22 protein-coding genes and 1 tRNA gene are annotated in these 25,220 nt (G+C 64.5%); 19 read left to right on the top strand and 4 right to left on the bottom strand.

Annotated features, from left to right (window positions below; all coding sequences use genetic code 11):
• Positions 1-30: 30 nt before the first annotated feature.
• Positions 31-600 carry a glycerol-3-phosphate 1-O-acyltransferase PlsY gene (plsY, locus tag E8F06_RS07765; RefSeq protein WP_190834524.1) on the top strand — a complete coding sequence of 190 codons (570 nt, stop codon included), beginning with the start codon at positions 31-33 and terminating at the stop codon, positions 598-600.
• A gap of 30 nt (positions 601-630) precedes the next feature.
• Here the strand turns inward: plsY and tsaD are convergent, their stop codons facing one another.
• Positions 631-1,656, bottom strand: a complete 1,026-nt coding sequence (gene tsaD, locus E8F06_RS07760; protein ID WP_280365826.1) for a tRNA (adenosine(37)-N6)-threonylcarbamoyltransferase complex transferase subunit TsaD — start codon at positions 1,654-1,656, stop codon at positions 631-633.
• A 206-nt stretch (positions 1,657-1,862) separates the two neighbouring features.
• Here tsaD and rpsU point away from each other — a divergent pair, with 206 nt between their 5' ends.
• From rpsU to E8F06_RS07720, 8 genes are all read left to right on the top strand, one after another.
• Positions 1,863-2,078 carry a 30S ribosomal protein S21 gene (gene rpsU, locus E8F06_RS07755; protein ID WP_003085057.1) on the top strand — a complete coding sequence of 72 codons (216 nt, stop codon included), beginning with the start codon at positions 1,863-1,865 and terminating at the stop codon, positions 2,076-2,078.
• Between the two features lie 178 nt (positions 2,079-2,256).
• Positions 2,257-4,251, top strand: a complete 1,995-nt coding sequence (gene dnaG, locus E8F06_RS07750) for a DNA primase (protein ID WP_280365824.1) — start codon at positions 2,257-2,259, stop codon at positions 4,249-4,251.
• Between the two features lie 67 nt (positions 4,252-4,318).
• Positions 4,319-6,169, top strand: coding sequence for an RNA polymerase sigma factor RpoD (gene rpoD, locus E8F06_RS07745; RefSeq protein WP_280365822.1), 1,851 nt, complete (start codon positions 4,319-4,321; stop codon positions 6,167-6,169).
• Positions 6,170-6,310: 141 nt separating this feature from the next.
• On the top strand, positions 6,311-10,048 hold the full coding sequence (locus E8F06_RS07740; protein WP_280365820.1) for an EAL domain-containing protein: 3,738 nt from the start codon (positions 6,311-6,313) through the stop codon (positions 10,046-10,048).
• 15 nt (positions 10,049-10,063) lie between these two features.
• Positions 10,064-10,140: transfer RNA gene (locus E8F06_RS07735), tRNA-Ile, on the top strand.
• Positions 10,141-10,316: 176 nt separating this feature from the next.
• Positions 10,317-10,661, top strand: coding sequence for a toxin (locus E8F06_RS07730; protein ID WP_280365817.1), 345 nt, complete (start codon positions 10,317-10,319; stop codon positions 10,659-10,661).
• Complete coding sequence (locus E8F06_RS07725; protein WP_280365814.1) at positions 10,658-10,972, top strand: transcriptional regulator; 315 nt, start codon at positions 10,658-10,660, stop codon at positions 10,970-10,972. Before E8F06_RS07730 ends, E8F06_RS07725 begins: the two co-directional genes overlap by 4 nt.
• Before the next feature lie 324 nt (positions 10,973-11,296).
• Positions 11,297-11,767: a phage antirepressor gene (locus E8F06_RS07720; RefSeq protein ID WP_280365811.1), complete on the top strand. Its 471-nt coding sequence runs from the start codon at positions 11,297-11,299 to the stop codon at positions 11,765-11,767.
• Between the two features lie 93 nt (positions 11,768-11,860).
• On the opposite strand, the gene E8F06_RS07715 is transcribed toward E8F06_RS07720, so the two are convergent.
• Together E8F06_RS07715 and E8F06_RS07710 are read right to left on the bottom strand one after the other, a co-directional pair.
• Positions 11,861-12,598, bottom strand: a complete 738-nt coding sequence (locus E8F06_RS07715) for an aspartate/glutamate racemase family protein (RefSeq protein WP_280365808.1) — start codon at positions 12,596-12,598, stop codon at positions 11,861-11,863.
• An 8-nt stretch (positions 12,599-12,606) separates the two neighbouring features.
• Positions 12,607-13,296, bottom strand: coding sequence for a GntR family transcriptional regulator (locus E8F06_RS07710; RefSeq protein ID WP_179058096.1), 690 nt, complete (start codon positions 13,294-13,296; stop codon positions 12,607-12,609).
• Between the two features lie 142 nt (positions 13,297-13,438).
• On the opposite strand from E8F06_RS07710, the gene E8F06_RS07705 reads away from it, so the two are divergent.
• The 9 genes from E8F06_RS07705 to E8F06_RS07665 all read left to right on the top strand — a co-directional run bounded on the left by E8F06_RS07705 (position 13,439) and on the right by E8F06_RS07665 (position 22,896).
• Complete coding sequence (locus E8F06_RS07705; RefSeq protein ID WP_280365804.1) at positions 13,439-14,527, top strand: ABC transporter ATP-binding protein; 1,089 nt, start codon at positions 13,439-13,441, stop codon at positions 14,525-14,527.
• Position 14,528: 1 nt separating this feature from the next.
• On the top strand, positions 14,529-15,443 hold the full coding sequence (locus E8F06_RS07700) for an ABC transporter permease (RefSeq protein WP_179058094.1): 915 nt from the start codon (positions 14,529-14,531) through the stop codon (positions 15,441-15,443).
• Positions 15,443-16,234, top strand: a complete 792-nt coding sequence (locus E8F06_RS07695; RefSeq protein ID WP_179058093.1) for an ABC transporter permease — start codon at positions 15,443-15,445, stop codon at positions 16,232-16,234. Before E8F06_RS07700 ends, E8F06_RS07695 begins: the two co-directional genes overlap by 1 nt.
• 48 nt (positions 16,235-16,282) lie before the next feature.
• Complete coding sequence (locus E8F06_RS07690) at positions 16,283-17,335, top strand: extracellular solute-binding protein (RefSeq protein ID WP_280365802.1); 1,053 nt, start codon at positions 16,283-16,285, stop codon at positions 17,333-17,335.
• A gap of 179 nt (positions 17,336-17,514) precedes the next feature.
• Positions 17,515-18,711, top strand: a complete 1,197-nt coding sequence (locus E8F06_RS07685; protein ID WP_280365800.1) for an amidohydrolase family protein — start codon at positions 17,515-17,517, stop codon at positions 18,709-18,711.
• A complete protein-coding gene (locus E8F06_RS07680) occupies positions 18,708-20,213 on the top strand; it encodes an amidohydrolase family protein (RefSeq protein WP_280365797.1) in 1,506 nt (501 codons plus the stop codon). Before E8F06_RS07685 ends, E8F06_RS07680 begins: the two co-directional genes overlap by 4 nt.
• Positions 20,214-20,217: 4 nt before the next feature.
• Entirely contained in the window at positions 20,218-20,880 is a 663-nt protein-coding gene (locus E8F06_RS07675) for a flavin reductase family protein (RefSeq protein ID WP_280365796.1), read from the top strand.
• 23 nt (positions 20,881-20,903) lie between these two features.
• Positions 20,904-22,091 carry an amidohydrolase family protein gene (locus tag E8F06_RS07670; RefSeq protein ID WP_280365908.1) on the top strand — a complete coding sequence of 396 codons (1,188 nt, stop codon included), beginning with the start codon at positions 20,904-20,906 and terminating at the stop codon, positions 22,089-22,091.
• Between the two features lie 25 nt (positions 22,092-22,116).
• Positions 22,117-22,896: a lysine/arginine/ornithine ABC transporter substrate-binding protein gene (locus tag E8F06_RS07665; protein ID WP_280365794.1), complete on the top strand. Its 780-nt coding sequence runs from the start codon at positions 22,117-22,119 to the stop codon at positions 22,894-22,896.
• 390 nt (positions 22,897-23,286) lie between these two features.
• On the opposite strand, the gene E8F06_RS07660 is transcribed toward E8F06_RS07665, so the two are convergent.
• Positions 23,287-24,165 carry a LysR substrate-binding domain-containing protein gene (locus tag E8F06_RS07660; protein ID WP_280365793.1) on the bottom strand — a complete coding sequence of 293 codons (879 nt, stop codon included), beginning with the start codon at positions 24,163-24,165 and terminating at the stop codon, positions 23,287-23,289.
• 117 nt (positions 24,166-24,282) lie between these two features.
• On the opposite strand from E8F06_RS07660, the gene E8F06_RS07655 reads away from it, so the two are divergent.
• On the top strand, positions 24,283-25,131 hold the full coding sequence (locus tag E8F06_RS07655; RefSeq protein WP_280365791.1) for an EamA family transporter: 849 nt from the start codon (positions 24,283-24,285) through the stop codon (positions 25,129-25,131).
• The last annotated feature ends 89 nt before the right edge of the window (positions 25,132-25,220 follow it).

Below are 25,220 nucleotides of genomic sequence, written 5' to 3'. Positions count from 1 at the left end.
TCGGGACTTCCTCGCCCCGGAATGGATACCATGTTTTGGCTGCTGGCGACTCTCGCCTACCTGCTCGGATCGTTGTCCTTCGCCATTCTGCTCAGCCGTCTGTTCGGCACGGGCGACCCGCGTGCCCAGGGCTCCGGCAACCCTGGCGCCACCAACATGCTGCGGGTGGCAGGAAAGAAGCTGGCGATCCTGACCTTGCTCGGCGACCTGCTCAAAGGCCTGCTGCCAGTGCTGGTCGCCCGCTACTGCGGCTTCGACATCCAGCAACAGGCCTGGATCGGCCTTGCCGCGGTGCTCGGGCACCTCTATCCCCTGTACTTCCGCTTCCGTGGCGGCAAGGGCGTCGCCACCGCCGCCGGCATGCTGCTGGGGCTCTATCCCCCGGCCGCGCTGCTGGCCATCTGCGTCTGGCTGCTGACCTTCCACCTGACCCGCACCAGCTCACTGGCAGCGCTGATCGCCACGCCGCTGACCCTGCCACTACTGGCCTGGCAGCAACCCGGCGCGCTCCTGCCGATGACCGTGCTGACCGGGCTCATCGTCTGGCGCCATCGCGGCAATCTACGCGACCTTTTCGCTGGACGCGAACGGCATTTCTGATCGTCTGAATGAAATCGGCTCAACCAGCCGTCAGACAGCGGGTAGCTGCTCCATCGGCCAGCGCGCCTGCACACCAATCGCCGGACCATCCTGCTGCCCCGCCAGCAAACGCTGGCAGCCGGCATAAGCGATCATCGCGCCGTTATCGGTGCAGAAACGCGGCCGCGCATAGAACACATCGCCGTTCATATCGCCGAGCATCTTGCCCAACGACTGGCGCAACGACTGGTTGGCACTGACGCCGCCAGCGATCACCAGGCGCTTCAGGCCGGTCTGCTTGAGGGCGCGCTTGCACTTGATGGTGAGAGTGTCCACGACCGCCTGTTCGAAGGCCAGAGCGATGTCGCAACGGGTTTGCTCGCCGTCGTCCCCAGCATTGCGACACTGCTGCCAGGTGTTGAGGGCGAACGTCTTGAGGCCGCTGAAGGAGAAATCCAGACCGGGACGATCAGTCATCGGCCGCGGGAAGGTGAAGCGACCGGGTGTGCCGCTCTGGGCCAGGCGGGCGATCTCCGGACCACCGGGATAGCCGAGGCCGATCAGCTTGGCGGTCTTGTCGAAGGCTTCGCCGGCGGCGTCGTCCACCGATTCACCAAGCAACTGGTAACGACCGATGCCATCCACCCGCACCAACTGGGTGTGGCCGCCGGACACCAACAAGGCGACGAACGGGAACTGCGGCGGCTGCTCTTCCAGCATGGGGGCCAGCAAGTGGCCTTCCATATGGTGCACGCCGAGTGCCGGCACACCCCACGCGAAGGCCAGGGCCTGGGCGCAGGAAGCCCCCACCAGCAGCGCGCCCACCAGGCCGGGGCCGGCGGTATAGGCGATGCCATCGATGTCTTCGGGTTTACGACCGGCCTCTTCCAGCACCTCGCGCAGCAGCGGCAGCAGGCGCTTGACGTGATCGCGGGAGGCCAACTCGGGTACGACGCCGCCGTAGACCCGGTGCAGGTCGATCTGACTAAACAGCGCGTCGGCCAACAGGCCACGCTCACTGTCGTAAAGGGCGACGCCGGTTTCGTCGCAAGAGGTTTCCAACCCCAGCACTAGCATGGGTACGAGCCTTTCTGGCCTGGTAAAAGAAGAAGGCGCGAATCATAATCGTCGCCCCTTGTGCCGACTAGCGGTTTTCGACTGAAGGCTTTGCATTCCGTGCCTTGAGGCGTTAATATCCGCAGCCCTTGAAATCCGACGCGCCACCGAGCCAACTTTTGCCGGAATGCGTCGACCATTCGGTAATTGATGAAGGTACGACCTGGATGCCAGCCGTCAAAGTTAAAGAGAACGAACCCTTCGACGTAGCCCTGCGTCGTTTCAAGCGCTCCTGCGAAAAAGCCGGCGTACTGGCCGAAGTTCGCAGCCGTGAGTTCTACGAGAAGCCCACTGCTGAGCGCAAGCGCAAAGCCGCCGCCGCGGTTAAGCGTCACGCCAAGAAAGTGCAGCGCGAGCAGCGCCGCCGCGAGCGCCTGTACTGAGTTAACAGGCTCCGCAGCACGCTCAAGCGTCGCCCGGCTCCGGCCGGGCGAGTGCATGTTGGGCACACAAGAGACTCCGCTTCGCCTAGGCGAATGGCGGAGTTTTTTGCTTTCCAGCTCAAGACTCTCGCCTCTGGGCGCGAGTATGCTTTGAACCTCCCCGCGTCCCGAGCACCCTATGGCTGGCCTGATCCCCCAAGGCTTCATCGACGACCTGCTGAACCGCACCGACATTGTCGAAGTGGTCGGCGCGCGCGTGCAGCTGAAAAAGGCCGGCAAGAACTTCAGCGCACGCTGCCCCTTCCATAACGAAAAGACGCCCTCCTTCAGCGTCAGCCCGGACAAGCAGTTCTATTACTGCTTCGGCTGCGGCGCCGGTGGCAACGCCCTCGGCTTCATCATGGACCACGACCACCTGGACTTTCCCCAGGCGGTCGAGGAACTGGCCAAACGCGCCGGCCTGGATGTTCCGAGAGAAGAAGGTGGACGCAGCAGCGGCCCGCGCCAGCCAACTGACTCCCCGCTCTACGCACTGCTCACCGCCGCTTCGGATTACTACCGCCACGCGCTGAAACAGCACCCGACCCGCAAGGCCGCCGTCGAATACCTGAAAGGACGCGGCCTGACCGGCGAAATCGCTCGCGACTTCGGCCTCGGCTTCGCCCCGCCCGGCTGGGACAACCTGCTCAAGCACATGGGCGGCGACAGCCTGCAGCAGAAGCACATGATCGATGCCGGCCTGCTGATCGAAAACAGCGATTCCGGCAAGCGCTACGACCGCTTCCGTGACCGGGTGATGTTCCCGATTCGCGACAGCCGCGGACGCATCATCGCCTTTGGCGGCCGCGTGCTGGGCGACGACAAGCCGAAGTACCTGAACTCCCCGGAAACCCCGGTTTTCCACAAGGGCCAGGAGCTCTACGGGCTGTTCGAGGCGCGCAAGCACAACCGAAACCTCGACGAAATCATGGTGGTCGAGGGCTATATGGACGTCATCGCCCTGGCCCAGCAAGGCCTGCGCAATGCCGTCGCCACCCTGGGCACCGCCACCAGCGAGGAGCACATCCGCCGCCTGTTCCGACTGGTGCCGAACATTCTTTTCTGTTTCGACGGCGACCAGGCTGGACGCAAGGCCGCCTGGCGCGCCCTGGAAGCCACCCTGCCGGGGCTGGAAGACGGCCGCCGCGCGCGCTTCCTCTTCCTGCCCGAAGGCGAAGACCCGGATAGCCTGGTCCGCAAGGAAGGCACTGACGCCTTCCGCGCCCGCATTACCCAGCACGCCCAGCCGCTGGCCGATTACTTTTTCCAGCAGCTGACCCAGGAAGCCGATCCGACCTCCCTGGAAGGCAAGGCCCACCTGGCCACCCTGGCCGCGCCGCTGATCGAGCGAATCCCAGGCGCCAACCTGAAGGTGCTGATGCGCCAGCGACTGGCCGAAATCACCGGCCTCAACGGCGAAGCCCTCGGCCAGTTCGCCCGTAGCGCCGCCCCGAGCGTCAGCCACGATAACCAAGGTTACCCGGAAGATTCCTACTACGAAGGCTTCTCCGGCTACGACAACCAGCAGTACGAGCCTGACCACTCGCAATACTTCGAACAGCCGGCCGCGCAGCAGGGCAACTGGCAGAACGACGAGAAGCGCAAGGAAGGCTGGAAAAAGGAAAACTGGAAAAAAGACGGCAAAAAGTGGAACAAGCAGGGGCGCGATGATTTCAAGCGCCCACCACGCACCGAAGTGAAGGTGGAATCCCCCACGCTCACCGCGCTACGGACCTTGCTCCACCATCCTTCACTTGCGCAGAAAGTGGAAGATGCCAGCCATTTCGCCGCTGAAGACGACACCTACGCGCAGCTCATGGTGTCCCTGGTGGAAGCCGTGCAGAAGAATCCGAAACTGCGTTCGCTGCAGTTGATCGCCCGCTGGCACGGCACCGATCAGGGCCGTCTGCTACGGGCTCTGGCGGAGAAGGAATGGCTGATTTCCGATGACAACCTTGAACAACAGTTTTTCGACACTATAACTAGGTTGTCGGCTCGCCAGCGGGAACGCCGCCTGGAAAATCTGCTGCGGAAAGCACGGCAAAGCGAACTCAGCGCAGAGGAAAAAGATCAGCTGCGCGACCTTCTCAGCCGCAACACGTCTCCACTGACTCCGACCTCAACTGGCGCGTGAGGCCCCGGATCAGGTATAATCCTCGGCTTGTTTTCAGCCCGCCAAGACCTTAAGTGGATAGGGTGCTATGTCCGGAAAAGCGCAACAGCAGTCTCGCCTCAAAGAGTTGATCGCCCGTGGCCGTGAGCAGGGATACCTGACTTACGCGGAGGTCAACGACCACCTGCCGGAGGATATTTCCGATCCGGAACAGGTGGAAGACATCATCCGCATGATCAACGACATGGGGATCAACGTATTCGAGAGTGCCCCGGATGCGGATGCCCTGTTGCTGGCCGAAGCCGACACCGACGAAGCCGCAGCTGAAGAAGCCGCCGCCGCTCTGGCTGCCGTGGAAACCGATATCGGCCGCACCACCGACCCTGTGCGCATGTACATGCGTGAAATGGGCACCGTGGAGCTGCTGACCCGCGAAGGCGAAATCGAAATCGCCAAGCGTATCGAGGAAGGCATCCGCGAAGTGATGTGCGCCATCGCCCACTTCCCCGGCGCTGTCGACGGCATCCTCGCCGAATACCAGCGGATCACCAGCGAAGGTGGCCGCCTGTCCGACGTTCTCAGCGGTTATATCGACCCGGATGACGGCACCCTGCCGGCCGAGGAAGTCGAACCCGTTGAGCTGAAGGACAATTCCGCTTCGGCCAAGGACAAGGACGAAGACGAGGACGAAGAAAGCGAAAGCGACGAAGAGGAAGAAGGCGACGGCGGTCCGGACCCGGAAGAGGCCCTGCGCCGCTTCACCGCGGTTTCCGATCAGCTCGACAAGGCCAAGAAGGCCCTGAAGAAGCACGGTCGCGACAGCAAACAGGCTACTGAGGAGCTACAGGCCCTGGCCGAACTCTTCATGCCGATCAAGCTGGTGCCGAAGCAGTTCGACGTCCTCGTGGAAAAAGTTCGCAGCGCCCTGGACCGCGTCCGCGGCCAGGAACGCGCCATCATGCAGCTCTGCGTGCGTGACGCCCGCATGCCGCGCGCCGACTTCCTGCGCCTGTTCCCGGGCAACGAAGTCGACCTCGACTGGGCCAACGGCCTGGCCAAGGGCAAGGCGAAGTACGCCGAAGCCATCGGCAAGCTGGTGGACGACATCAAGCGCAACCAGCAGAAGCTGGTGGATCTCGAGAACGAGGTCGAGCTGACCGTCAACGAGATCAAGGACGTCAACCGCCGCATGTCCATCGGTGAAGCCAAGGCTCGCCGGGCGAAGAAAGAGATGGTCGAGGCCAACCTGCGTCTCGTGATCTCCATCGCCAAGAAGTACACCAACCGCGGTCTGCAGTTCCTCGACCTGATCCAGGAAGGCAACATCGGCCTGATGAAGGCGGTGGACAAGTTCGAATACCGTCGCGGCTACAAGTTCTCGACCTACGCCACCTGGTGGATCCGTCAGGCGATCACTCGCTCGATCGCCGACCAGGCACGCACCATCCGTATTCCGGTGCACATGATCGAGACCATCAACAAGCTCAACCGCATCTCCCGTCAGATGCTGCAGGAAATGGGCCGCGAGCCCACTCCGGAAGAGCTTGGCGAGCGCATGGAGATGCCTGAGGACAAGATCCGCAAGGTACTGAAGATCGCCAAAGAGCCGATCTCCATGGAAACCCCGATCGGCGACGACGAAGACTCGCACCTGGGCGACTTCATCGAGGACAGCACCATGCAGTCCCCGATCGACGTGGCCACCGTGGAAAGCCTCAAGGAAGCGACCCGCGAAGTCCTGGCCGGCCTCACCGCCCGTGAAGCCAAGGTCCTGCGCATGCGCTTCGGCATCGACATGAATACCGACCACACCCTCGAGGAAGTCGGCAAACAGTTCGATGTGACCCGCGAGCGTATCCGCCAGATCGAAGCCAAGGCGCTGCGCAAGCTGCGTCACCCGTCGCGAAGCGAGCACCTGCGCTCCTTCCTCGACGAGTAAAGCGATACGAGAACCCCCGGCCAGTCCGGGGGTTTTCTTTTGTCCGCGAACCAGATCGCAGCTGCGTTCTTTCCCCTTCCAGATGCCAACCGGCCACGTCTACACTTCCGTCTGACATCCCATCAAGGAATGAGGCCGCCAATGGCGCGAGTGCGGGCCCTACTGATGTTCTGGCTGGCACTCTGGACCATTCCGGCCGGAGCCTTGACGCTCACCCCGGACGAACAGGCCTGGCTCGACCAGCATGGCGAACTGAAACTGGGCATAGATGCCTCCTGGCCCCCCTTCGAGTTCCGGGATGCCCAGGGCCGCCACCAGGGCCTGGCCGCCGACTATGTCGAGCTGATCCGCCGGCGACTGAACGTGAAGGTCACCCCCATCGAGTCCAGCAATTGGGGGAATGTGCTCAAGCGGGCCCGCGCAGGCAAGCTGGATATCCTGCCCGGCATCATGTCCACCCCCGAACGCCAGCAGTACCTGAACTTCACGCGGCCCTACCTCGATTTCCCCATCGTCATCCTTTCCCAGACCAAAGGCCCCCAACCTTCGAATATCCAGGGCCTCTACGGCCTGCGCGTCGGCATCGTGTCCGACTACGCCCCCCATGAGCTGCTGCGCAACCAGCACCCCGACCTCAGCCTGCAGGGCTACCCCACCGTCGCAGCCGCACTCCAGGCCTTGGCTACCGGCGAAGTGGATGCCTTCGTCGGCGACCTCGCCTCCAGCGTCTGGAGCCTGCGCCAGCTCAAGCTCAACGGCATCAGCATCAGTGGCGAAACGCCTTATCGCTATCAACTGGCCATGGCGACACCAAAGATCCACCCGCTGCTGGCCGGTATCCTCGACAGGGTCTTCGCCGAGATCACCCCGGAAGAAACCGCGGCCATCCAGGAGCGCTGGGTGGGCGACGCCCTCTATCAGCGGACCGACTGGAACCGCATCCTCCTCTACGGACTCCCTGCGCTATTGCTGGTGGCCGGCGCCCTGACCTTCGTCCTGCGCGTCAACCACCGCCTGAGCAACGAAATGGCCGGCCGCGCCGCCCTTCAGGACGAACTGCGCAGCAGCGAGCAGCACTACCGCGGCCTGGTAGAAAGCCTGAACGCCATCGCCTGGGAAATGCGCGTCGACGACTACTGCTACACTTACGTCTCGCCCCACGCCGAACGCCTGCTGGGCTACCCCTTGAGCACCTGGCTGGAACCCGGTTTCTGGCGTCGCACCTTGCACCCCGACGACGCAGGATGGGCCAACACCTTCTGTGAAACCGAAACCGCCGCGGGTCGCGACCACAGCCTCGACTACCGCATGATCGCAGCCGACGGCCGGGTCCTCTGGGTGCGCGACATCATCACCCTCATCCCCCACGGTGAGACCCAGATGATGCGCGGTCTGATGATCGACATCACCGAGGCAAAACAAACCGAGCAAGCCCTGCGCCTGTCCGAACAGAAGTTCGCCTCGGTGTTCCACAACTGCCCCGACATCATCGTCATCGCCCGTCGCACCGATGGCAGCCTGCTGGCCATCAACCACACCTTCGAGCAGCAGATCGGCCTCAGAGCCAGCGAAGTCCTCGGCCGCACCGCCACCGAACTCGATATCTGGGGCATCCCCGGCATTGGCCCGAAACTCCTCCAGCGCCTGCAACAGGGCAACCCGCTGCACAACCTGGAAATGCCCTTCCGCCGCGCCAACGGCGAAACCTTCATCGGCCTGATCTCCGCCCAGGCCATCGACCTGGACGACACGCCAGCCCTGGTGGTCGTGGTACGTGATATCACCCAGGTAAAGGAAACCCAGCGCTTGCTGCAGGTTTCCGAAGAGAAGTTCGCCAGCGCCTTCCATGCCTCCCCCGACGGCCTGCTCATCACCCGCATCAGCGATGGCCTGCTGCTGGAGGCGAACGACGGTTTCAGCCGCATTACCGGCTACAGCCCGCAGGAGATCGCCGAACGCTCCACACTGGACCTTGGTCTCTGGGCCGACCCGACGGAACGCGAGCGCATGATCCAACTCGTCCGCGAGCAGGGCAGCCTGCACAACTTCACCACCGCCGTGCGCACCAAGCGCGGCCAGGTGCGCATCTGCGAACTCTCCGCCCAGCCGATTCCCATCGGCGGCGAGCCCTGCATGCTGACCATTGCCCGCGACATCACCGAGCGCCAGCAGATGCAGGAAAAACTGCTGCAGGCCGCCACCGTCTTCGAAAGCACCGCCGAAGGCGTGATGATCACCGACACCGAACAGCGCATCACCGCGGTCAACCGCGCCTTCAGCGAAATCACCGGCTACAGCGAAGCAGAAGCCCTCGGCCAATCACCACACATGCTCGCCTCCGGTCAGCACGACAGCGCGTTCTACGCCGCCATGTGGCACCAGCTGGAACGTGAAGGACACTGGCAAGGCGAGATCTGGAACCGCCGCAAGAACGGCGAACCCTACCCCGAATGGCTCACCATCAGCGCCGTACGCGACCGCCACCAGCAGGTTACCCACTACGTCGGCGTGTTCGCCGACATCTCGCCGCTCAAACACGCCCAGGCGCGGCTCGACTACCAGGCCCACCATGACCCGCTCACCGGCCTGCCCAACCGCCTGCTGTTCGAGAGCCGCCTGCAACTGGCCCTGGTCGAAGCCGCCAATGACGACCTCCACGGCGCCGTCCTCTTCATCGACCTCGACCGCTTCAAGCACATCAACGACAGCCTCGGCCACCCGGTGGGCGACCTGCTGCTCAAGGGCATCGCCCATCGCCTGCGCGAACAGCTGCGCGACATCGACACCGTGGCCCGCCTGGGCGGCGACGAATTCATCATCCTGCTGCCCGGCCTGCACGGCCCCGATGACGCCCAAGCCGTCGCCCACAAACTGCTGGCCTGTTTCGAAGCGCCACTCCCAGCCGGCCAGCACGAGTTCTTCATGAGCGCCAGCATCGGCATCAGCCTGTTCCCGGAGCACGGACTGGACGTCGCCACCCTGGTGAAGAACGCCGACGCCGCCATGTACCGGGCCAAGGCCCGTGGCCGCAACCGCATCGAGTTCTACACCCGCGACCTCACCAGCCAGGCCACTGAACGTATGGCGCTGGAAACCGAACTGCGCCGCGCTCTGGAACGCAACGAGCTGTCCCTCTCCTACCAGCCCAAGCTCAGCTTGCAGAACCAGGCCCTGGTGGGCGCCGAAGCCCTGGTGCGCTGGTACCACCCGAAGCTCGGCGAGATTCCACCAGAGCGCTTCATCCCGCTCGCTGAAGAAAGCGGCCTCATCCTCCCGCTGGGCGACTGGGTGCTGGACCACGCCTGCCGGCAGATGCAGCGCTGGCAGGAAGCCCACGCACCGTTCGGCCCACTTTCCGTCAACCTCGCCGGTGCCCAACTGCGCCAACCGCTGCTGGTGGAACGCCTGCAACGCCTCATCGACAGCCTTGGCCTGGAGCCCCAGCGCCTGCAGCTGGAGATCACCGAAGGCTTCATCATGAGCCAGGCCGAAGAAGCCCTCAGCGTGCTCCACAACCTCAAGGCCCTCGGCGTACAGCTGGCCATCGACGACTTCGGCACCGGCTATTCCTCCCTCAGCTACCTCAAGCGCCTGCCGCTGGATGTGCTGAAGATCGACAAGTCCTTCGTGCGCGGCCTGCCCGACGATCCCAACGACGCCGCCATCAGCCGCGCCATCATCGCCCTCGGCCGCAGCATGCAACTCACCGTGATCGCCGAAGGCGTCGAAACCAAGGCCCAGGAATACTTCCTCGCCGCCGAAGGATGCCAACAGATTCAAGGCTTTATCGTCAGCACACCCTTGCCGCCAGAAGCTTTCGAACGCAAATTCCTAAGCCCCCTCCCCACGATTGGCACCCAGCAAAAGGCGCCTGTATAATCCGCCGGCCTTCTGGGGCCTATAGCTCAGTCGGTTAGAGCAGAGGACTCATAATCCTTTGGTCCACGGTTCGAGTCCGTGTGGGCCCACCAAATCAAAAGCCGCGCATTGCGCGGCTTTTGCGTTTCTGACTTCCTCGTCATCCGTTTCACCCTCCCGCTTCAGCCCCTGCATGCCAAAGCAACGGATAAGGTGGTGCTCCATCATCGGCGCAGCTTGACCGTTAGTGACATGCGCGCCCAATCTATACGCAAATTACGTAGAGAATATGGAAGCACTCTTCGTGGAGCTGCCGCCGTTCCAGCGGCACCGGGCGGATCATCTGGACGATGACGCCTACACAGCCTTGCAGCATCTGCTGCTGACTCAGCCGGAAGCCGGGAGCCTCATTCAAGGAACCGGAGGACTTCGCAAGCTGCGTTTTGCTGACGAGGGACGAGGCAAAGGCAAGCGTAGCGGCATCCGCGTGATCTATTACTGGTGGCTGGGTGGAGCGCAGTTCTGGCTTTTCACCCTCTACGGCAAGGACGTTCGCGATGACCTGAGCGCAGCCCAGAAAAAGGTATTCAGGCAGCTGTTGGAAGCGGAACTCGAAGCGAGGAAGACGATATGAACCGGGACATTTTTGCCGAGTTGATGGAAGGCATCGAAGCACTGGCACAAGAACGTGAGGGCAAGGTGACACTTCGCTCGCACCGACTCGCCTTGCCGGAGCTACGCGCCGTGACTGCGGAGGAGCTGGTTTCAATTCGTGAACGGCTGAAGATGTCGCGCCCAGTCTTTGCCATGTATCTGCGCACCAATCCGCGAACGTTGGAAAATTGGGAGCAAGGCCGCGCCAAACCCAACGCCCAGGCCACAACTTTGATCCGCCTGGTGCAGCAGTACCCGGAGACGGTGGAGCATCTCGCGCACCTCTCCTGAAGCAGAAGATTCGGCTCCAATCTTCTTCCGAGCTTTCCTACCCGAGTTCGCCATTGTCGGCCTACAAGGGGCATCGGTAGCGTCCTCCCCCGTCGCAGCCTTGGTTGCGTCCGGGAGTGGAATCCCGATGTAGCAGGAAAAGCACAAGCGCCATAAGCAGGGTCAGCGATTGGACGTTTCATTCGATGACTCTGGCGGTCTATGGCGGACCGTGCGAGGGGGGCAGTAGCCCACCGGTTTCCTGCTGCGCCGGTATTCCACACCTCGTACGGTCCGCCACCCTCTCAAGTGGTGGACTCTTCGATATCAGAAAGGAGTCTGCTCATGTCCCACGACTATTTCGTCCCCAGCGTTTTCCATCGCCATCGCCGCCCACTCCGTGCCCTGCTGATCGACGATCAGGCCTGGGTCGTGGCCCGCGATCTCGGCGCTCTGACCGACTGCCATTTCAACGACCGCCTCGCCGAGAAACTTGACCGCGACCAGTGGCGCATCGCAACCCTGCAGAAGCCGAAGGGCAATTTCGAGCAGCAATTGTTGATCAGCGAAAGCGCCGTGTGCGAGGTGCTCAGGACGAATTACTACCACCCGGAAAACCGCAGCCTGCGGCAGTGGATCACCGGTGAGGTGGTACCCGCCCTGCGTTCAGCGGCTCATCCGCAGCTGCCCCAGCATCGCCGGGTAGAGTGGCAGGGCAAGGAGTACAGCCTGATGGAATGGCAAGGGCGTAGCTGGGTGCGGATGGTGCATGTGGCGGAGTTGTTCGAGGGACGAGGCCCCAACCCGGCAACCTGACCTTGTGGGGGCGAATTCATTCGCTGAGGGCAGGTCTTCAACCTGCTTAGCGATAGAAATCGCCCCCACAGGAAAAGCCGCCCGCGAGTCCCCTCAGGCACCGACCGCAAAGCCGCGCAAGAACCCCGCATAAGGCTTGGGTAACGGGAAATCCAGGTCGCCGCGCTTGCTGGTGGAAAGCCGCAGTTCACCCAGCAGTTCCACCATCTTCAAGGCAGCGCTGACGCCGTCGATCACCGGCACGCCGATCTCTTCCTGCAGCGCAGCGGCCAGGTGGCTCATGCCGGCGCAGCCGAGGACGATGGCGCCCGACTCATCGCGCTCCAGCGCTTCCAGGCAGGCCGCACGCATGATGCGGAACAGACCGTCCGGGTCTTCATCCAGCGCCAGCACCGGAATCTCCACGGCGTGGATGCCCCGGCAGTGCTGGTGGAAGCCATAACGTTCCACCAGATGGCGGGCAATGACCTTGGTGCGGCCAAGCGTGGTGACGACGCTGAAGCCGGTGGCGACCCAGGTGGCCAGGTGCATGGCCGCTTCGGCGATGCCGATCACCGGGTACCGTGCGATTTCCCGCGCCGCCAGCAGGCCGGGGTCGCCGAAGCAGGCGATCACGTGTCCTTCTGCGCCGTCCCGTTCGCCGTCGCGAATGGCCTGAAGCAACCCGGGCACGGCAAGCGCTTCGTCGTAATGCCCCTCGATGGAAGCCGGACCTGCGCTGTTGGTCACGGCCAGCAACTGATTGCCGGGGCGCAGCAGGTGGCTGGCGGCTTCGGCAATACCGGAGGTCATCGCCACGCTGGTGTTCGGGTTGATCAGCTGGATTTTCATGGCCGAGGTCAGGTCTCGATCAGGTGTTTCAGCGGGTGGTAGTTGGCCTTGAGCTTGCCGGCCGACTCGACGATGGCGTTCTCGATGGCCCCCAGGTGGAAGCAGGTCAGCTCGATGGCGGCGTTCTGGTTGCCGGCCTCGATGAACTCGATCAGACGCAGGTGCTCGTCGTCGCGGCAGGCGTCATGGCGCTCGTCATCCAGGGCGGCGACATAGAGCGAAGCGCGCGAGATGAGCTTGCGGAACCAGTCCAGCAGCACCGGGTTGTTCAGTGCCTCGGCCAGCTTGATGTGGAACTCGCCAAGCAGGTAGATCAGGCGCTCGTGGTCATGGTTGCGCCGGGCTTCCTCTTCCAGCAGCAAGTGCTCGCGCAGGTCCAGCATTGCCGCGCTGTCGCGACGCCGGCAGAGCTCGGTGACAACGCCGATCTCGATCAGACGCCGCGTTTCGAACAGCAGGCGGATTTCATCATCGCTGGGCAGTGACACCCAGCAGCCCTTGTTCGGTTCGGAGGACACCAGGCCATCGGCCTCCAGTTGCTTCAGCGCCGCCCGCACCGAGGTGCGGCTCACGTTGAACAGCTCCGCCAGGGAGGCTTCCCCCAGTTTCATACCAGGCCGTAGCGAGCGGTTGCTGATGGCCTGGTAAACCCCCTGGTAGACGCGGTCCACCGTGGTTTCCAGTTTCTTGTCTGCCATTCGTGACTCCGTAAGTGCGTGTGCAACCCGGCTCCTGCAGGAAACAAGCAGGCAGAAAAACCCGGTTGCGTTGTCAGCATAATCCGAGTATTTCTAGATTGCATTCAATTTTTGCATACAAAAACAAGAGGAATGCACCATTATGAAGCACACATCCTCCATCGAGGTGCAACGCGTCAGCAAGCGCTACACCGATGACCCCGAAGTGGCTCCCGCGCTCGACGATGTTTCGGTCAGCATCCGCCACAACGAGTTCTTCACCCTCCTCGGCCCGTCGGGCTGCGGCAAGACCACCCTGCTGCGCTCCATCGCCGGTTTCGAGCAGGTCACGTCCGGCTCCATCCAGATCGGCGGCCAGCGCGTGGACCAGCTCCCGCCCTACAAGCGCCGGGTCAATACCGTGTTCCAGAACTACGCGCTCTTCCCGCACATGAGCGTGGCCGAGAATATCGCCTTCGGCCTGGAGATGCAGGGGCTGGAGCGCAACGCCATCCCCGGTCGGGTCAAGGAGATGCTGGCCCTGGTGCAGATGGAACACCTGGCCCGTCGTCGCCCCGCCGAGCTTTCTGGCGGCCAGCAGCAGCGGGTGGCCCTGGCCCGCGCCCTGGCGCCGCGCCCTGATGTGCTGCTGCTGGACGAACCTCTTTCCGCGCTGGACCTGAAGCTGCGCAAGGAAATGCAGGTAGAGCTCAAGCGCGTTCAGCAGGAAGCCGGCATCACCTTCATCTTCGTCACCCACGACCAGGAAGAAGCGCTGACCCTCTCCGACCGCATCGCCGTGATGTCAAGCGGCAAGATCCTTCAGATCGGCACCCCCAACGACATCTACGAACGCCCGCAGCACCGCTTCGTCGCCCACTTCATCGGCGACATCAACTTCCTCCCCGGCAACCTCAAGCGCTGCGCCCAGAACGGCAGCCTGTTCCAGCCTGAAGGACTGCCGGTGGAAATCCCCTGCGCTTCCGCCAACGGACTGGACAGCGGCAAGGCGCAACTGGCCTTCCGCCCGGAACGCTCGAAGCTGGTGGACCCGTCCGAGCCGCACCACCTGCGCGGCGTGGTCGAAGCCGTGCTCTACGTCGGCACCGCCACGCTCTACCAGTGCCGGCTGGCCAACGACCTCAAGGTGATGCTGCGCGAGAGCAATGAAGGCGCCACCAGCTCCCGCCCCGTGGGCTCACCGGTGGCAGTGCACCTGCCGCCCCATGCCTGCCTGCTGATGGAGGCCTGAGATGAGCGTCAGCGCCACCTCCCCCAGCCTCAACCGGCTGTTGCTGCTGTCGCCGGTGCTGCTCACCCTGCTCTGCCTGATCGCCATTCCGCTGGGCATCATGGGCTATATCAGCCTGCTGCCACGCAACCTCTACGGCGGAGTCGACTGGAGCGCCAACTGGCAGTGGCAGAGCTATATCCAGCTGTTCTTCCAGGAAGATTTCGACGGCAACCTGGAGCTGAACTGGGTCTACGCCCAGGCCCTGCTGCGCTCGGTGCTGCAGGCCGGCGGCACGACCCTGCTGTGCTTTATCGTCGGCTTCCCCGTGGCCCTGTGGATGAGCAGCCTCAGCGAGCGCTCGCGCAACATCATGGTGCTGCTGATCACTATCCCCTTCTGGACCAACCTGCTGATCCGCAACTACGCCTGGCTGATCATCCTGCGCGAGCACGGCTGGCTGGCCCAGAGCATCAATGCGCTGTTCCCGCAGGCCGGCGGCATCACCCTGCTGTACAACGATTTCGCCGTGGTGGTCGGGCTGGTCTACAGCTTCCTGCCGTTCATGATCCTGCCGATCTACTCCACCCTGGAGAAGCTCGACTGGCGCCTGGTGGAAGCCGCCTATGACCTCGGCGCCAACCGCTGGAAAGCCCTGCGCCGGGTGATCCTGCCGCTGTCCATGCCGGGCGTGGTGGCCGGCTCCCTGCTGGTGTTCGTGCCGAGCCTCGGCGCCTTCATCACCCCCGCCATCCTCGGCGGCGGCAAGACCCTGATGATCGGCAACCTGATCCAGCAACAGTTCGGCACCGCCCGCAACTGGCCGCTGGGCAGCTCGCTGTCCTTCCTCCTGCTCGGGCTGATGCTGCTGGCCCTGGTGCTTTACGCCCTCTACGCCAAGAAGGCCGCCAAGGCCGTTCGCCAGGGAGCCCGCTGATGATCGCCTCGCACTTGAAGAAACTGCCGCTGACCCGCGAAACCAGCCTGCTGGTACTGGCCTACCTGTACCTGCCGATCCTGGTGTTGATCGCCTACAGCTTCAACGCCAACCGCACCGCCACGGTATGGACCGAGTTCTCCTTCGCCTGGTACGGGCGCATCCTCGCCAACCCGTCGATCCAGGCGGCGGCGCTGAACTCGGTGATCGTCGCCGGCATCGCCACCGTCTGCGCCACCGCCATCGCGCTGCTGGCGGCGCTGGCCACCTACAAGCCGTTCTACGGACAGAAGATGGTGGAAGGCGGGATCAACCTGCCGCTGATCCTGCCGGAGATCGTCACCGCCGTGGCCACCCTGCTGCTGTTCATGGCGCTCGGCATCAAGCTCGGTCTGCTGACGGTGATCGTCGCCCACATCGGCTTCTGCATCCCCTTCGCCTACCTGCCGATCCGCGCTCGCCTGAACGACCTCGACAAGAGCCTGCTGGAGGCGGCCAACGACCTCTACGCCAATCCCTTCCACACCTTCCGCCGCGTGACCCTGCCGCTGCTGTTCCCGGCGGTGCTGTCCGGTGCGGTACTGGCGTTCGTGGTCAGCCTGGACGACTTCATCATGACCTTCTTCGTCGCCGGCCCCGGCTCGACGACGTTGCCGGTCTACATCTTCTCGGCCATCAAGGCCGGGGTAACGCCGGAGATCAACGCGATCTCCACTTTGATGCTGGTGATCTCCATCGTCCTGGTGGTGCTCTCGTACTGGCTCGGCCAGCGAGGCAAACCAGCCGCCTGAACCTTGTTCCACCTCTGCCCAACCTGTTCTTCAACCCGGAGAAAAACAATGAAGTTGAAAGCATTGCGTCATGGGGTAGCCGGATTCGCCCTCAGCTGTTTCGCCGCCACCGTCGCCCAGGCGGACGAGCCCAAGGAGCTGTTCTTCTACAACTGGACCGACTACTACCCGGTGGAACTGCTGGCCAAGTTCGAAAAGGAAACCGGCATCAAGGTCACCATGGACGGCTACGACAGCAACGAAACGCTGCTGGCCAAGCTGCAGGCCGGCGGCGCCGCCTACGACGTCATCGTGCCGTCGCACTCCATCATGCGCACCCTGATCGAGCAGAACCTGCTGCAGGAAATCGACTCCCCCAGCCTGCCGAACTTCGCCCATGTGAAACCGGCCTTCCGCAACCCGGACTTCGACCCCGGCCGCAAGTACTCGGCGCCCTACCTCTGGGGCACCACCGGGTTCTCGTACGACAGCGCACGGGTACCGGGCGGCAAGCTGGATGACTCCTGGAAGGAGTTCTTCGAGCCGCGTCCCGAACTGCAGGGCCAGGTGGCCGCGCTGGATACGCCGAGCAGCGTGATCAACGCCGCCAGCCACTACCTGGGCGTGGACGAGTGCACCGAGAACCCGCAGGACGCCAAGCGCATCCTCGAACTGCTGCAGAAGCAGAAACCCTTCCTGAAGATGTACAGCTCCGACAACACCGTGGACCGCATGGCCTCGGGCGAAGTGATCATGATGCAGAACTGGAACGGCTCCACCGCCCGCGCCACGCTGCAGAAGAACACCATCAAGTACGTCTACCCGCGTGAAGGCGTGGCCATGTTCCAGGACAACTTCGCCGTGCCGAAGAGCGCGCCGCACCCGGGCAACGCCAAGGTGTTCATCGACTGGATGATGAAGCCCGAAAACGCCGCCGCCGTGTCCAACTCCATCGCCTACGCCAACGGCGTCGACAGCGATGCGCTGCTGGACAAGAAGTGGAAGGTGATGGACGCCATCAACATGCCCGACGAGTTCGCCGAACGCCTGCGCCCGGAGAAGGAATGCAGCAACCAGGCCCGCGAGCTGCAGGACCGCATCTGGTCCAAGCTCAAGGGCTGACATCGAACCGTATTCGTAGGATGTGGTTGAGCCTGCGAAACCCATCGCCCCGCGCACAGCAGCATGGGTTTCGCTCCGCTCTACCCATCCTACGAACTGAGCCACCTGTGGGAGCGAATTCATTCGCGAAGGGCCGCGCAGCGGTCCCCCAACCTTTGCACTTTGCCTTTGAGGTCCCCATGACCGACACCTATTGGCTGCGCAACGTCCGCCCCTTCGGCGGCGCGGCTGAAGACTTTCTCATCCAGGACGGCCGCTTCGCCGAGCGCCGTCCTGCCAGTGATGCGCCGCTCGCCACCGCTGACATCGACGGCGCCGGCCAGCTGATGACCTGCGCCCTGGTGGAAAGCCATATCCACCTCGACAAGACCCTCTGGGGCCAGCCCTGGCGTCCGAATAGCGCGGGACCGACGCTGAAGGACTACATCGCCAACGAGCGTCGCGTGCTGCGCGAGGTCACCGCACCCATCTCCGAGCGTGCCGGCGCCCTGCTGGAAAACTGCATCGCCCGTGGCTCGCTGACCATGCGCTGCCACGTGGACATCGACCCCGAATTCGGCCTGCGCCACGTGGAGGCCATGCAAGCCCTGCGCGAGCGCTACCGCGACCTGATCGACCTGGAACTGGTGGTCTTCCCGCAGACCGGACTGGTCAGCCGCCCCGGCACCGCCGAGCTGATGCGCGAGGCCATGGGCCTGGGCGTCGAGAACGTCGGCGGACTCGATCCCTGCGGCATCGACAACGACCCCATCGCCCAGCTCGACATCGTCTTCGGCCTGGCCAGCGAGTTCGACCGGGGCGTCGACATCCACCTGCACGACAAGGGCGAGCTGGGCCTCTGGCAGATCGCACGCATCGCCGACTACACCGAGCGGTTCAACCGCCAGGGCCGCGTGATGATCAGCCACGCCTACTGCCTGGGCATGGCGCCCTGGAGCCAGGTGAAGCCCCTGGCCGAACGCCTCGCCGCGCTGAACATATCGCTGATGAGTTCGGCGCCCGCCGACTGCTCCGTGCCGCCCTTCCTCGCCCTGCACGAGGCCGGCGTGAACCTCTGCCTGGGCTCGGACGGCATCCGCGACGCCTGGTCCCCCATGGGCAATGGCGACATGCTCGAACGCGCCATGCTCCTGGCGTTCCGCTTCGACCTGAACAAGGACGAAGAACTGGCCACCGCCTTCGATGCCGCCAGCCTGCACGGCGCCAAGGCCCTTGGCCTCGCGGAACACGGCCTCACCCTTGGGGCCCGCGCAGACTTCCTGCTGATGGATGCGCAGAGCCTGGGCGATGCCGTGGTCACGCGGCCGCCTCGCCAGGTCTACCGCGCCGGCAAGCTGATCGCCGCCCAGGGCCGCCTGCTGGAGAGCCGCCTGTGAGCGCACCCCGCATCGGCCTGAAAGCCAGCTGCGTGGTGGGCTTCGATGGCACTCGCCATGTGCTCTGGCGCGACGGCGAAGTGGTGATCGAAGGCTCGCGCGTGCTCTTCGTCGGCCGGGGCTTTCCCGGCCCGGTGGACCAGTGGATCGACTACGGCAATGCCCTGCTCGGTCCCGGTTTCATCGACCTCGACGCCCTCGGCGACCTCGACTCCACCGTGCTCTGCCTGGACAACGGCGACGAGAACGCCATGGGCCGCATGTGGTCGGCGGAGTACCTCGCCCGCGGGCCGAAGGAGAGCTACAGCTTCGACGAAGAAGTCTTCAAATACCGCTACGCCTTCACCCAGCTGATCCGCAATGGCATCACCACCGCCATGCCGATCACCTCCATGTACTACCGGGAGTGGGCGGAAACCTACGACGAGTTCGCAGCCGTGGCCGGCGTCGCCGCCGAGTTGGGCCTGCGCACCTACCTCGGCCCCTGCTACATGAGCGGCATGCAGTACCTGCAGGCCGACGGCAGCCGCGCCGAACACTGGGAAGAAGCCCGCGGCCTGGCCGGACTGGACGCCGCCGAGCGCTTCTTCCGCGATTTCGATGGCACCCAGGGCGGGCTGATTCGTGGCGCCCTGCTGCCCGACCGCATCCAGACCTGCACCCCGGCGCTGTTGCAACGCACTGCCGCCCTCAGCCGCGAACTGGCCGCACCAGTGCGCCTGCATTGCTGCCAGGGCCCCGGCGAGGTCGCGCTGGTCAAGGCGCTGCGCGGCAAGGCGCCACTGGCCTGGCTGGAGGAGCTGGACCTGCTCGGCCCGCGCGCCGTGCTGCCTCACGGCATCTACATCGAAGGCGACGACGACCTCGCACGCCTGGCGAACAGCGGCGCCAGCCTGGTGCACTGCCCGGTAGTGTTCGCCCGTGACGGCGAGGCACTCGATTCCTTTGGCCGCTACCGCGCCCACGGCGTCAACTTCGCCCTCGGCACCGATACCTGGCCGGCGGACCTCTTGGACAACATGCGCCAGGGCCTGAACATCGCGCGGCTCAAGGAAGGCGGCAGCGCCAGCACCTCCGCCCTTGACCTCTACAACGCCGCCACCCTCGGCGGCGCCAAGGCCCTGGGGCGCGACGACCTCGGCCGCCTGGCACCCGGTAGCAAGGCCGACATCACCGTGTTCAGCCTCGACGGCCTGCACCTGGGCCCGCTGTTCGACCCGCTGAAGAACCTGATCCTCGCCGGCCGTGGCGACGACTGCATCGCCAGCTGGATCGACGGCCGCTGCGTGATGCAGGACGGCCAGGTCAACGGCGTCGACTACGCCGGCCTCCAGCAGCAAGCCCAGCGGCAGTTCCACAGGCTGATGCAAAGCCATGCCGACCGGGCATTCGGCCAGCCCGACTGGCGCTCCCTGTTCCAGCCGGCGATTCCCTTCGCCGACGCCTGGAGCGCGGACCGCCCGCTCTGCACCTTCGCCAGCCCGAACGACGACAAGAGATGACGCCATGCTGAGCTTCGACTTCGCCAAACTGAGCCCTCGCGAGAAATACAAGATCCTCATTGGCAGCGTGGTGCCCCGGCCCATCGCCCTGGTGACCACGGTGGACGCCGAAGGCCGCGCCAATGCCGCGCCCTTCAGCTTCTTCAACGCGCTGTCCGCCGACCCGCCGATCCTCGCCCTGGGGGTGGAAAACCACGCCGACCTCACCCCCAAGGACACCACGCGCAACGCCCAAATGAACCAGGAGTTCACCGTGAACATCGTCAACGATGCCCTGGTGGAAGCCATGAATGTCTGCGCCGTGCCCTTCGAACCCGGCTTCGACGAACTGGTGGCGGCGGGGCTCACCGCACTGCCCGGCAGCCGCGTCGGCTGCCCCTACATCGCCGAAGCACCGGTCGCCCTGGAGTGCCGGCGAATGATGGGACTGTCCATCGGCCAGTCGCGGGAAATCATCCTCGGTGAAGTGCTGATGGTTCACGTGCGCGACGACCTGATCGACCCCGCCACTCTCTACATCGACCAGTTGGGCCTCGACGCCATCGGCCGCATGGGCGGCCACGGCTATGCGCGCACGCGGGAGTATTTCGATCTGCCGACCCGTTCCCTGCAGGCCTGGCGCGACGATCCCCACGGCGGTGAGCGCCAGTGGCCGCCAGCCCGCTGACCCTATTGTTCGAGTACACCCAGATGACCCAATGGATTACCCAGGTCCGCCCATGGGGCGGCGCAGCGGTGGATATCGCCGTCGACAACGGCCGCATCGCCGCGCTGAGCCCACCGTCGCCACGCGCTCCCGAATCGGTGCTGCTGGAAGGCAACGGGCAGATCATGCTGCCGCCGCTGGTGGAGGCCCACGCCCACTTCGACAAGACCCTCTGGGGCGAGGACTGGCACAGCCACGCCGCCGGCGACAGCCTGAGCCAGCGCATTGCCAACGAACGCAGCCTGTTGCGCAGCATCGACACGCCGATCGAGGAACGTGCCAGTGCGCTGATCCGCGAATGCATCGCCCACGGCTCGCTGCATTTCCGCTGCCATGTGGACGTCGACGCCCAGCTCGGCAGCCGTCACCTGGAAGCCATGCTGCGGGTCCGCGAGCACTTCGGCGACCTGATCGACATGGAGTTCGTGGCCTTCCCGCAAACCGGGCTGCTGCGCGATCCGGGCACCGTCGACGCCCTGGAGCAAGCCCTGCTCATGGGGGCGGAGAACGTCGGCGGGCTCGACCCCTGCGGTATCGACAACGACCCCATTGCGCACCTCACCCGGGTGTTCGAACTGGCCAGCACTCACCAGCTCGGCGTCGACATCCACCTGCATGACGAAGGCGAACTGGGTCTCTGGCAGATCGAGCGCATCATCGACTTCACCGAGCGCCATCAACTGCAGGGACGGGTCGCGATCAGCCACGCCTTCTGCCTGGGCCAGGCCCGTCCGGCGCGCCTGCACGCCATCGCCGAGCGCCTGGCGGCGCAGCGCATTTCCATCGTCAGCACCGCGCCGGCGGATATCGAAGTGCCGCCTTACCTGGAACTGGACGCGCGCGGCGTGAACCTCTGCCTCGGCTCCGATGGCATCCGCGACGCCTGGTCCCCTATGGGCAATGGCGACATGCTCGAACGCGCCATGCTGCTCGCCTTCCGCTTCAACCTGCGCCGCGACGAGGAAATCGCCGCCTGCCTGCGCGCAGCCACGGTCAACGGCGCCCGCGCACTGGGGCTTGCCCACTACGGACTGGAACCGGGCTGCCATGCCAGCGGCGTCCTGTTGCCGGTGCGCAATGTCGCCGAAGCCGTGGTGTCCCGAACCCACCGCCGCAGCGTGATCAGCAAGGGCCGATTGATTGCCCGCGACGGTCACTTCCTCGCTCACTGAACTTAACCACCCGAGATCATCCAGCATGAAAAAGCACCTTCTCCTCGGCGTCCTCGCCCTGCTCGCCGGTACCCAGGCCATGGCCCAGGACAGCCTGCGCATCGGCGTCGAAGCCAGCTACCCGCCCTTCTCCTACAAGAAAGCCGACGGCAGCCTGGCCGGCTTCGAAATCGACGTCGGCAACGCGCTTTGCGCCGAGATGAAAGTCACCTGCACCTGGGTCGAGCAGCCCTTCGATGGCCTCATCCCGGCGCTTCGGGTGAAGAAGATCGACGCCATCATGTCGTCGATGACCGTCACCGAAGTCCGTCTCAAGGTGGTCGATTTCAGCCAGAGCTACTACAAGACCCCGGCCCGCTTCGTCACCCGCAAGGACCGCCCCGAGATCACTGCTGAAGGTCGCCTCGACGGCCTGCGCGTGGCCGTGTTGCGCGGCAGCGTGCATGCCCGCTACGTGCAGGACAAACTCGTGCCGCGCGGTGTGCAGATGGTGCAGTACGGCTCGCAGCAGGAAGCCGACCTGGACCTGATCTCCGGCCGCGTCGACGCCATGATGGCCGACGCCATCAACCTCAAGGAAAACTTCCTGCAGAGCGAAGGCGGCAAGGGCTTCGCCTTCAACGGCCCGAGCTACGACGAGGAGGAATACTTCGGCAAGGGCGCCGGCATCGCCTTCCGCAAAGGCAACGAGGCCCTGCGTGACCGCTTCAACCAGTCCCTGGTCAACATCGGCCGCGACGGCACCTACCAGAAGATCTACGACAGCTACTTCCCCCAGGGCGAGGTCAGCAAGCTGATTCAGTAAAGCTTTTGTAGGTTGGTCAGAGCGAAGCGAAGCCCAACGTTGCAGAGCCTGCGCCTGGTCACGTTGGGCCTCGCAGGCTCGGACCAACCTACGGGGCCGTTGCGCGGCCTTGGCGAGGGGCGGCTTTTGTAGGTTGGCGTAGAGCGTAGCGAAACCCAACGCTGCAGCGCCTGTGCCTGGCCGCCTTGGGCCTCGCGGGCTCGGACCAACCTACGGGCCGTTGCGCGGCCTTGGCGAGGGGCGGCTTTCGTAGGTTGGCGTAGAGCGCAGCGAAACCCAACGTTGCAGCGCCTATCCCTGGCCTCGTTGGGCCTCGCAGGCTCGGACCAACCTACGGGGCCGCTGCGCGGCCTTGGCGAATGAATTCGCCCCCACAAAGAAAAGCCGAGCCTACGGGCTCGGATACCCCACATCCTCGGCCACCTCGAAGAACGCCTTCACCGCCCGCAGCTCCGCATGGCGCTGCTGGCAGGCGAGGAAATGCCGGCTCACCATCCCTTCGCCCTTGAGCGGAAGCACCTTCACCCGGGGGTCCTTGGGCACCTCCTGGTCGTAGAGGATGCTCACCCCGATCCCGGCGGCCACCGCCTCGATCATCGCTTCGCGGCTGTTCAGCTCCAGGTCTGCCGGCAACTCCAGCTCCTGGTTGGCGCAGGCCCGCTCGAAGGTGCGCCGGGTCAGTGAACCGGGCTCTCGTTGCAGCAGGACCTGGCCCCGCAGTTCGTTCAGCGCCACTGCATCGCGGCGGTCAACCCAGGGGTGCGCCGCCGGCAGCAGCAGGCAGAGTCGCGCTTCTCCCAGCGGCAGCAGGTGCAGGCCGGCACGCGGGGCGATATCGCTGACCAGCGCCAGGTCCACCCGTTCGCCGTACAGCGCCGTGAGGGTCTCCTGGGTGTTGCCCAGGCGCAGGTTGATGCGCACGCCGGGGTAGCGCTCGCGCATCCGCGCCAGCAGGGGCATGACCAGGTGCGGGCTGTCTGCCGCGAGATCCAGGCGACCCGACGTCAGCGCCTGGCTGCTGTCCAGCAGATCTTCGGCACGGTCCGCCAGGGCGAACAACTGGTGGCTGATGGCGGCCAGGCGCCGGCCCAGTTCGGTCGGTTCCACCTGCCGCGCGGTGCGTCGCAAGAGCTGCACCTGGTAATGCTCCTCCAGTGCCTTCACGTGCCCGGTCACCGCCGGCTGGCTGATGCACAGGCGCTCGGCGGCACGGGTGAAGCTGCCCTCGCGGACCACCGCATCGAAGGCGCGGAGCTGGAACAGGTTCATGGCCACTCCATCAGTAGGACTTATTCGACGGATAACGATAAACGATTTGAATGATAGATCGATGAACCCGCACGCTACGCCGCATCGCCCTTTTCATCTCGCCGCTGGAGTGATTCCGTGCTCGCCACTAACGACCTCGCCACGCTGGTGGTGCTGCTTTCTGCGCTGATGCACGCGAGCTGGAACGCGGTGATCAAGGCCGGCAGCGACCGGCTGTCCTCCATGGCGCTGGTGGATGGCGTCGCCTTCTGCTTCAGCATCGCCCTGCTTCCCCTGGTGGGCCCACCGCCGCTGGTGGTCTGGGGGCTGATCGGCCTGTCGGTGGTGGTGAACACCCTCTACCGGCTGCTGCTGATCCGCGCCTACCACTACGGTGATTTCGGCCAGGTCTACCCGGTGGTGCGCGGCCTGCCGCCGCTACTGGTGGCGCTATCTGCGGGGCTGGTGTTCGGCGAGCACCTGTCGAGCGCCATGCTGCTGGGCATCGTCCTGATTTCCCTCGGCATCCTCAGCCTGCTCTCCACCCGCCTCGAATCCAATGCGTTGAAGGCCCTGGGTTGCGCCGCGCTGGCTGGCGCCGGGGTGGCGCTCTACACGCTGATCGACGCCCAGGGGGTGCGCCGTGCCGACAGCGTCCTGCAGTTCGTGGTCTACCTGACGCTGATGCAGAGCATGACCATACCGGTGGTGGCCTGGATGCGCCGTGGCCCCCTGGTCCTGCGCTTTGCCCGCGACAACTGGCGCATCGGCCTGTTCGGCGGCTTCAACTACTGCGTGGCCTACGGCCTGGTGCTGTTCGCCATGACCCTGGACAACGTGGCCAAGGTCGCCGCCCTGCGCGAAAGCAGCGTGATCATCGCCGCCATCATCGCCAGCCTGGTGTTCAAGGAACCCTTCGGCCTCCGCCGCATCCTCGCCGCCTGCGTGGTCACCGCCGGCATCCTGCTGATCAAGATGGTGGATTGATCGATGGGAATCGCTCCGCTCCTCCCATCCTACGTGGAGGCCTCGTAGGATGGGTGGAGCTTGCGATACCCATCAATCGTCACCCCCGA

The sequence above is a fragment of the Pseudomonas sp. BN411 genome, assembly GCF_029871235.1.
GTDB lineage: Bacteria > Pseudomonadota > Gammaproteobacteria > Pseudomonadales > Pseudomonadaceae > Metapseudomonas.
The sequence above is the reverse complement of the archived record's forward strand: the minus strand, read 5'-3'. Positions and strand labels throughout refer to the sequence as shown.

Bases quoted from the DNA above. Each gene is read 5' to 3' on its own strand.
- plsY (WP_190834524.1), top strand. From the start codon at position 31: ATGTTTTGGCTGCTGGCGACTCTCGCCTACCTGCTCGGATCGTTGTCC.
- tsaD (WP_280365826.1), bottom strand. From the start codon at position 1,656: ATGCTAGTGCTGGGGTTGGAAACCTCTTGCGACGAAACCGGCGTCGCC.
- rpsU (WP_003085057.1), top strand. From the start codon at position 1,863: ATGCCAGCCGTCAAAGTTAAAGAGAACGAACCCTTCGACGTAGCCCTG.
- dnaG (WP_280365824.1), top strand. From the start codon at position 2,257: ATGGCTGGCCTGATCCCCCAAGGCTTCATCGACGACCTGCTGAACCGC.
- rpoD (WP_280365822.1), top strand. From the start codon at position 4,319: ATGTCCGGAAAAGCGCAACAGCAGTCTCGCCTCAAAGAGTTGATCGCC.
- E8F06_RS07740 (WP_280365820.1), top strand. From the start codon at position 6,311: ATGGCGCGAGTGCGGGCCCTACTGATGTTCTGGCTGGCACTCTGGACC.
- E8F06_RS07730 (WP_280365817.1), top strand. From the start codon at position 10,317: ATGGAAGCACTCTTCGTGGAGCTGCCGCCGTTCCAGCGGCACCGGGCG.
- E8F06_RS07725 (WP_280365814.1), top strand. From the start codon at position 10,658: ATGAACCGGGACATTTTTGCCGAGTTGATGGAAGGCATCGAAGCACTG.
- E8F06_RS07720 (WP_280365811.1), top strand. From the start codon at position 11,297: ATGTCCCACGACTATTTCGTCCCCAGCGTTTTCCATCGCCATCGCCGC.
- E8F06_RS07715 (WP_280365808.1), bottom strand. From the start codon at position 12,598: ATGAAAATCCAGCTGATCAACCCGAACACCAGCGTGGCGATGACCTCC.
- E8F06_RS07710 (WP_179058096.1), bottom strand. From the start codon at position 13,296: ATGGCAGACAAGAAACTGGAAACCACGGTGGACCGCGTCTACCAGGGG.
- E8F06_RS07705 (WP_280365804.1), top strand. From the start codon at position 13,439: ATGAAGCACACATCCTCCATCGAGGTGCAACGCGTCAGCAAGCGCTAC.
- E8F06_RS07700 (WP_179058094.1), top strand. From the start codon at position 14,529: ATGAGCGTCAGCGCCACCTCCCCCAGCCTCAACCGGCTGTTGCTGCTG.
- E8F06_RS07695 (WP_179058093.1), top strand. From the start codon at position 15,443: ATGATCGCCTCGCACTTGAAGAAACTGCCGCTGACCCGCGAAACCAGC.
- E8F06_RS07690 (WP_280365802.1), top strand. From the start codon at position 16,283: ATGAAGTTGAAAGCATTGCGTCATGGGGTAGCCGGATTCGCCCTCAGC.
- E8F06_RS07685 (WP_280365800.1), top strand. From the start codon at position 17,515: ATGACCGACACCTATTGGCTGCGCAACGTCCGCCCCTTCGGCGGCGCG.
- E8F06_RS07675 (WP_280365796.1), top strand. From the start codon at position 20,218: ATGCTGAGCTTCGACTTCGCCAAACTGAGCCCTCGCGAGAAATACAAG.
- E8F06_RS07670 (WP_280365908.1), top strand. From the start codon at position 20,904: ATGACCCAATGGATTACCCAGGTCCGCCCATGGGGCGGCGCAGCGGTG.
- E8F06_RS07665 (WP_280365794.1), top strand. From the start codon at position 22,117: ATGAAAAAGCACCTTCTCCTCGGCGTCCTCGCCCTGCTCGCCGGTACC.
- E8F06_RS07660 (WP_280365793.1), bottom strand. From the start codon at position 24,165: ATGAACCTGTTCCAGCTCCGCGCCTTCGATGCGGTGGTCCGCGAGGGC.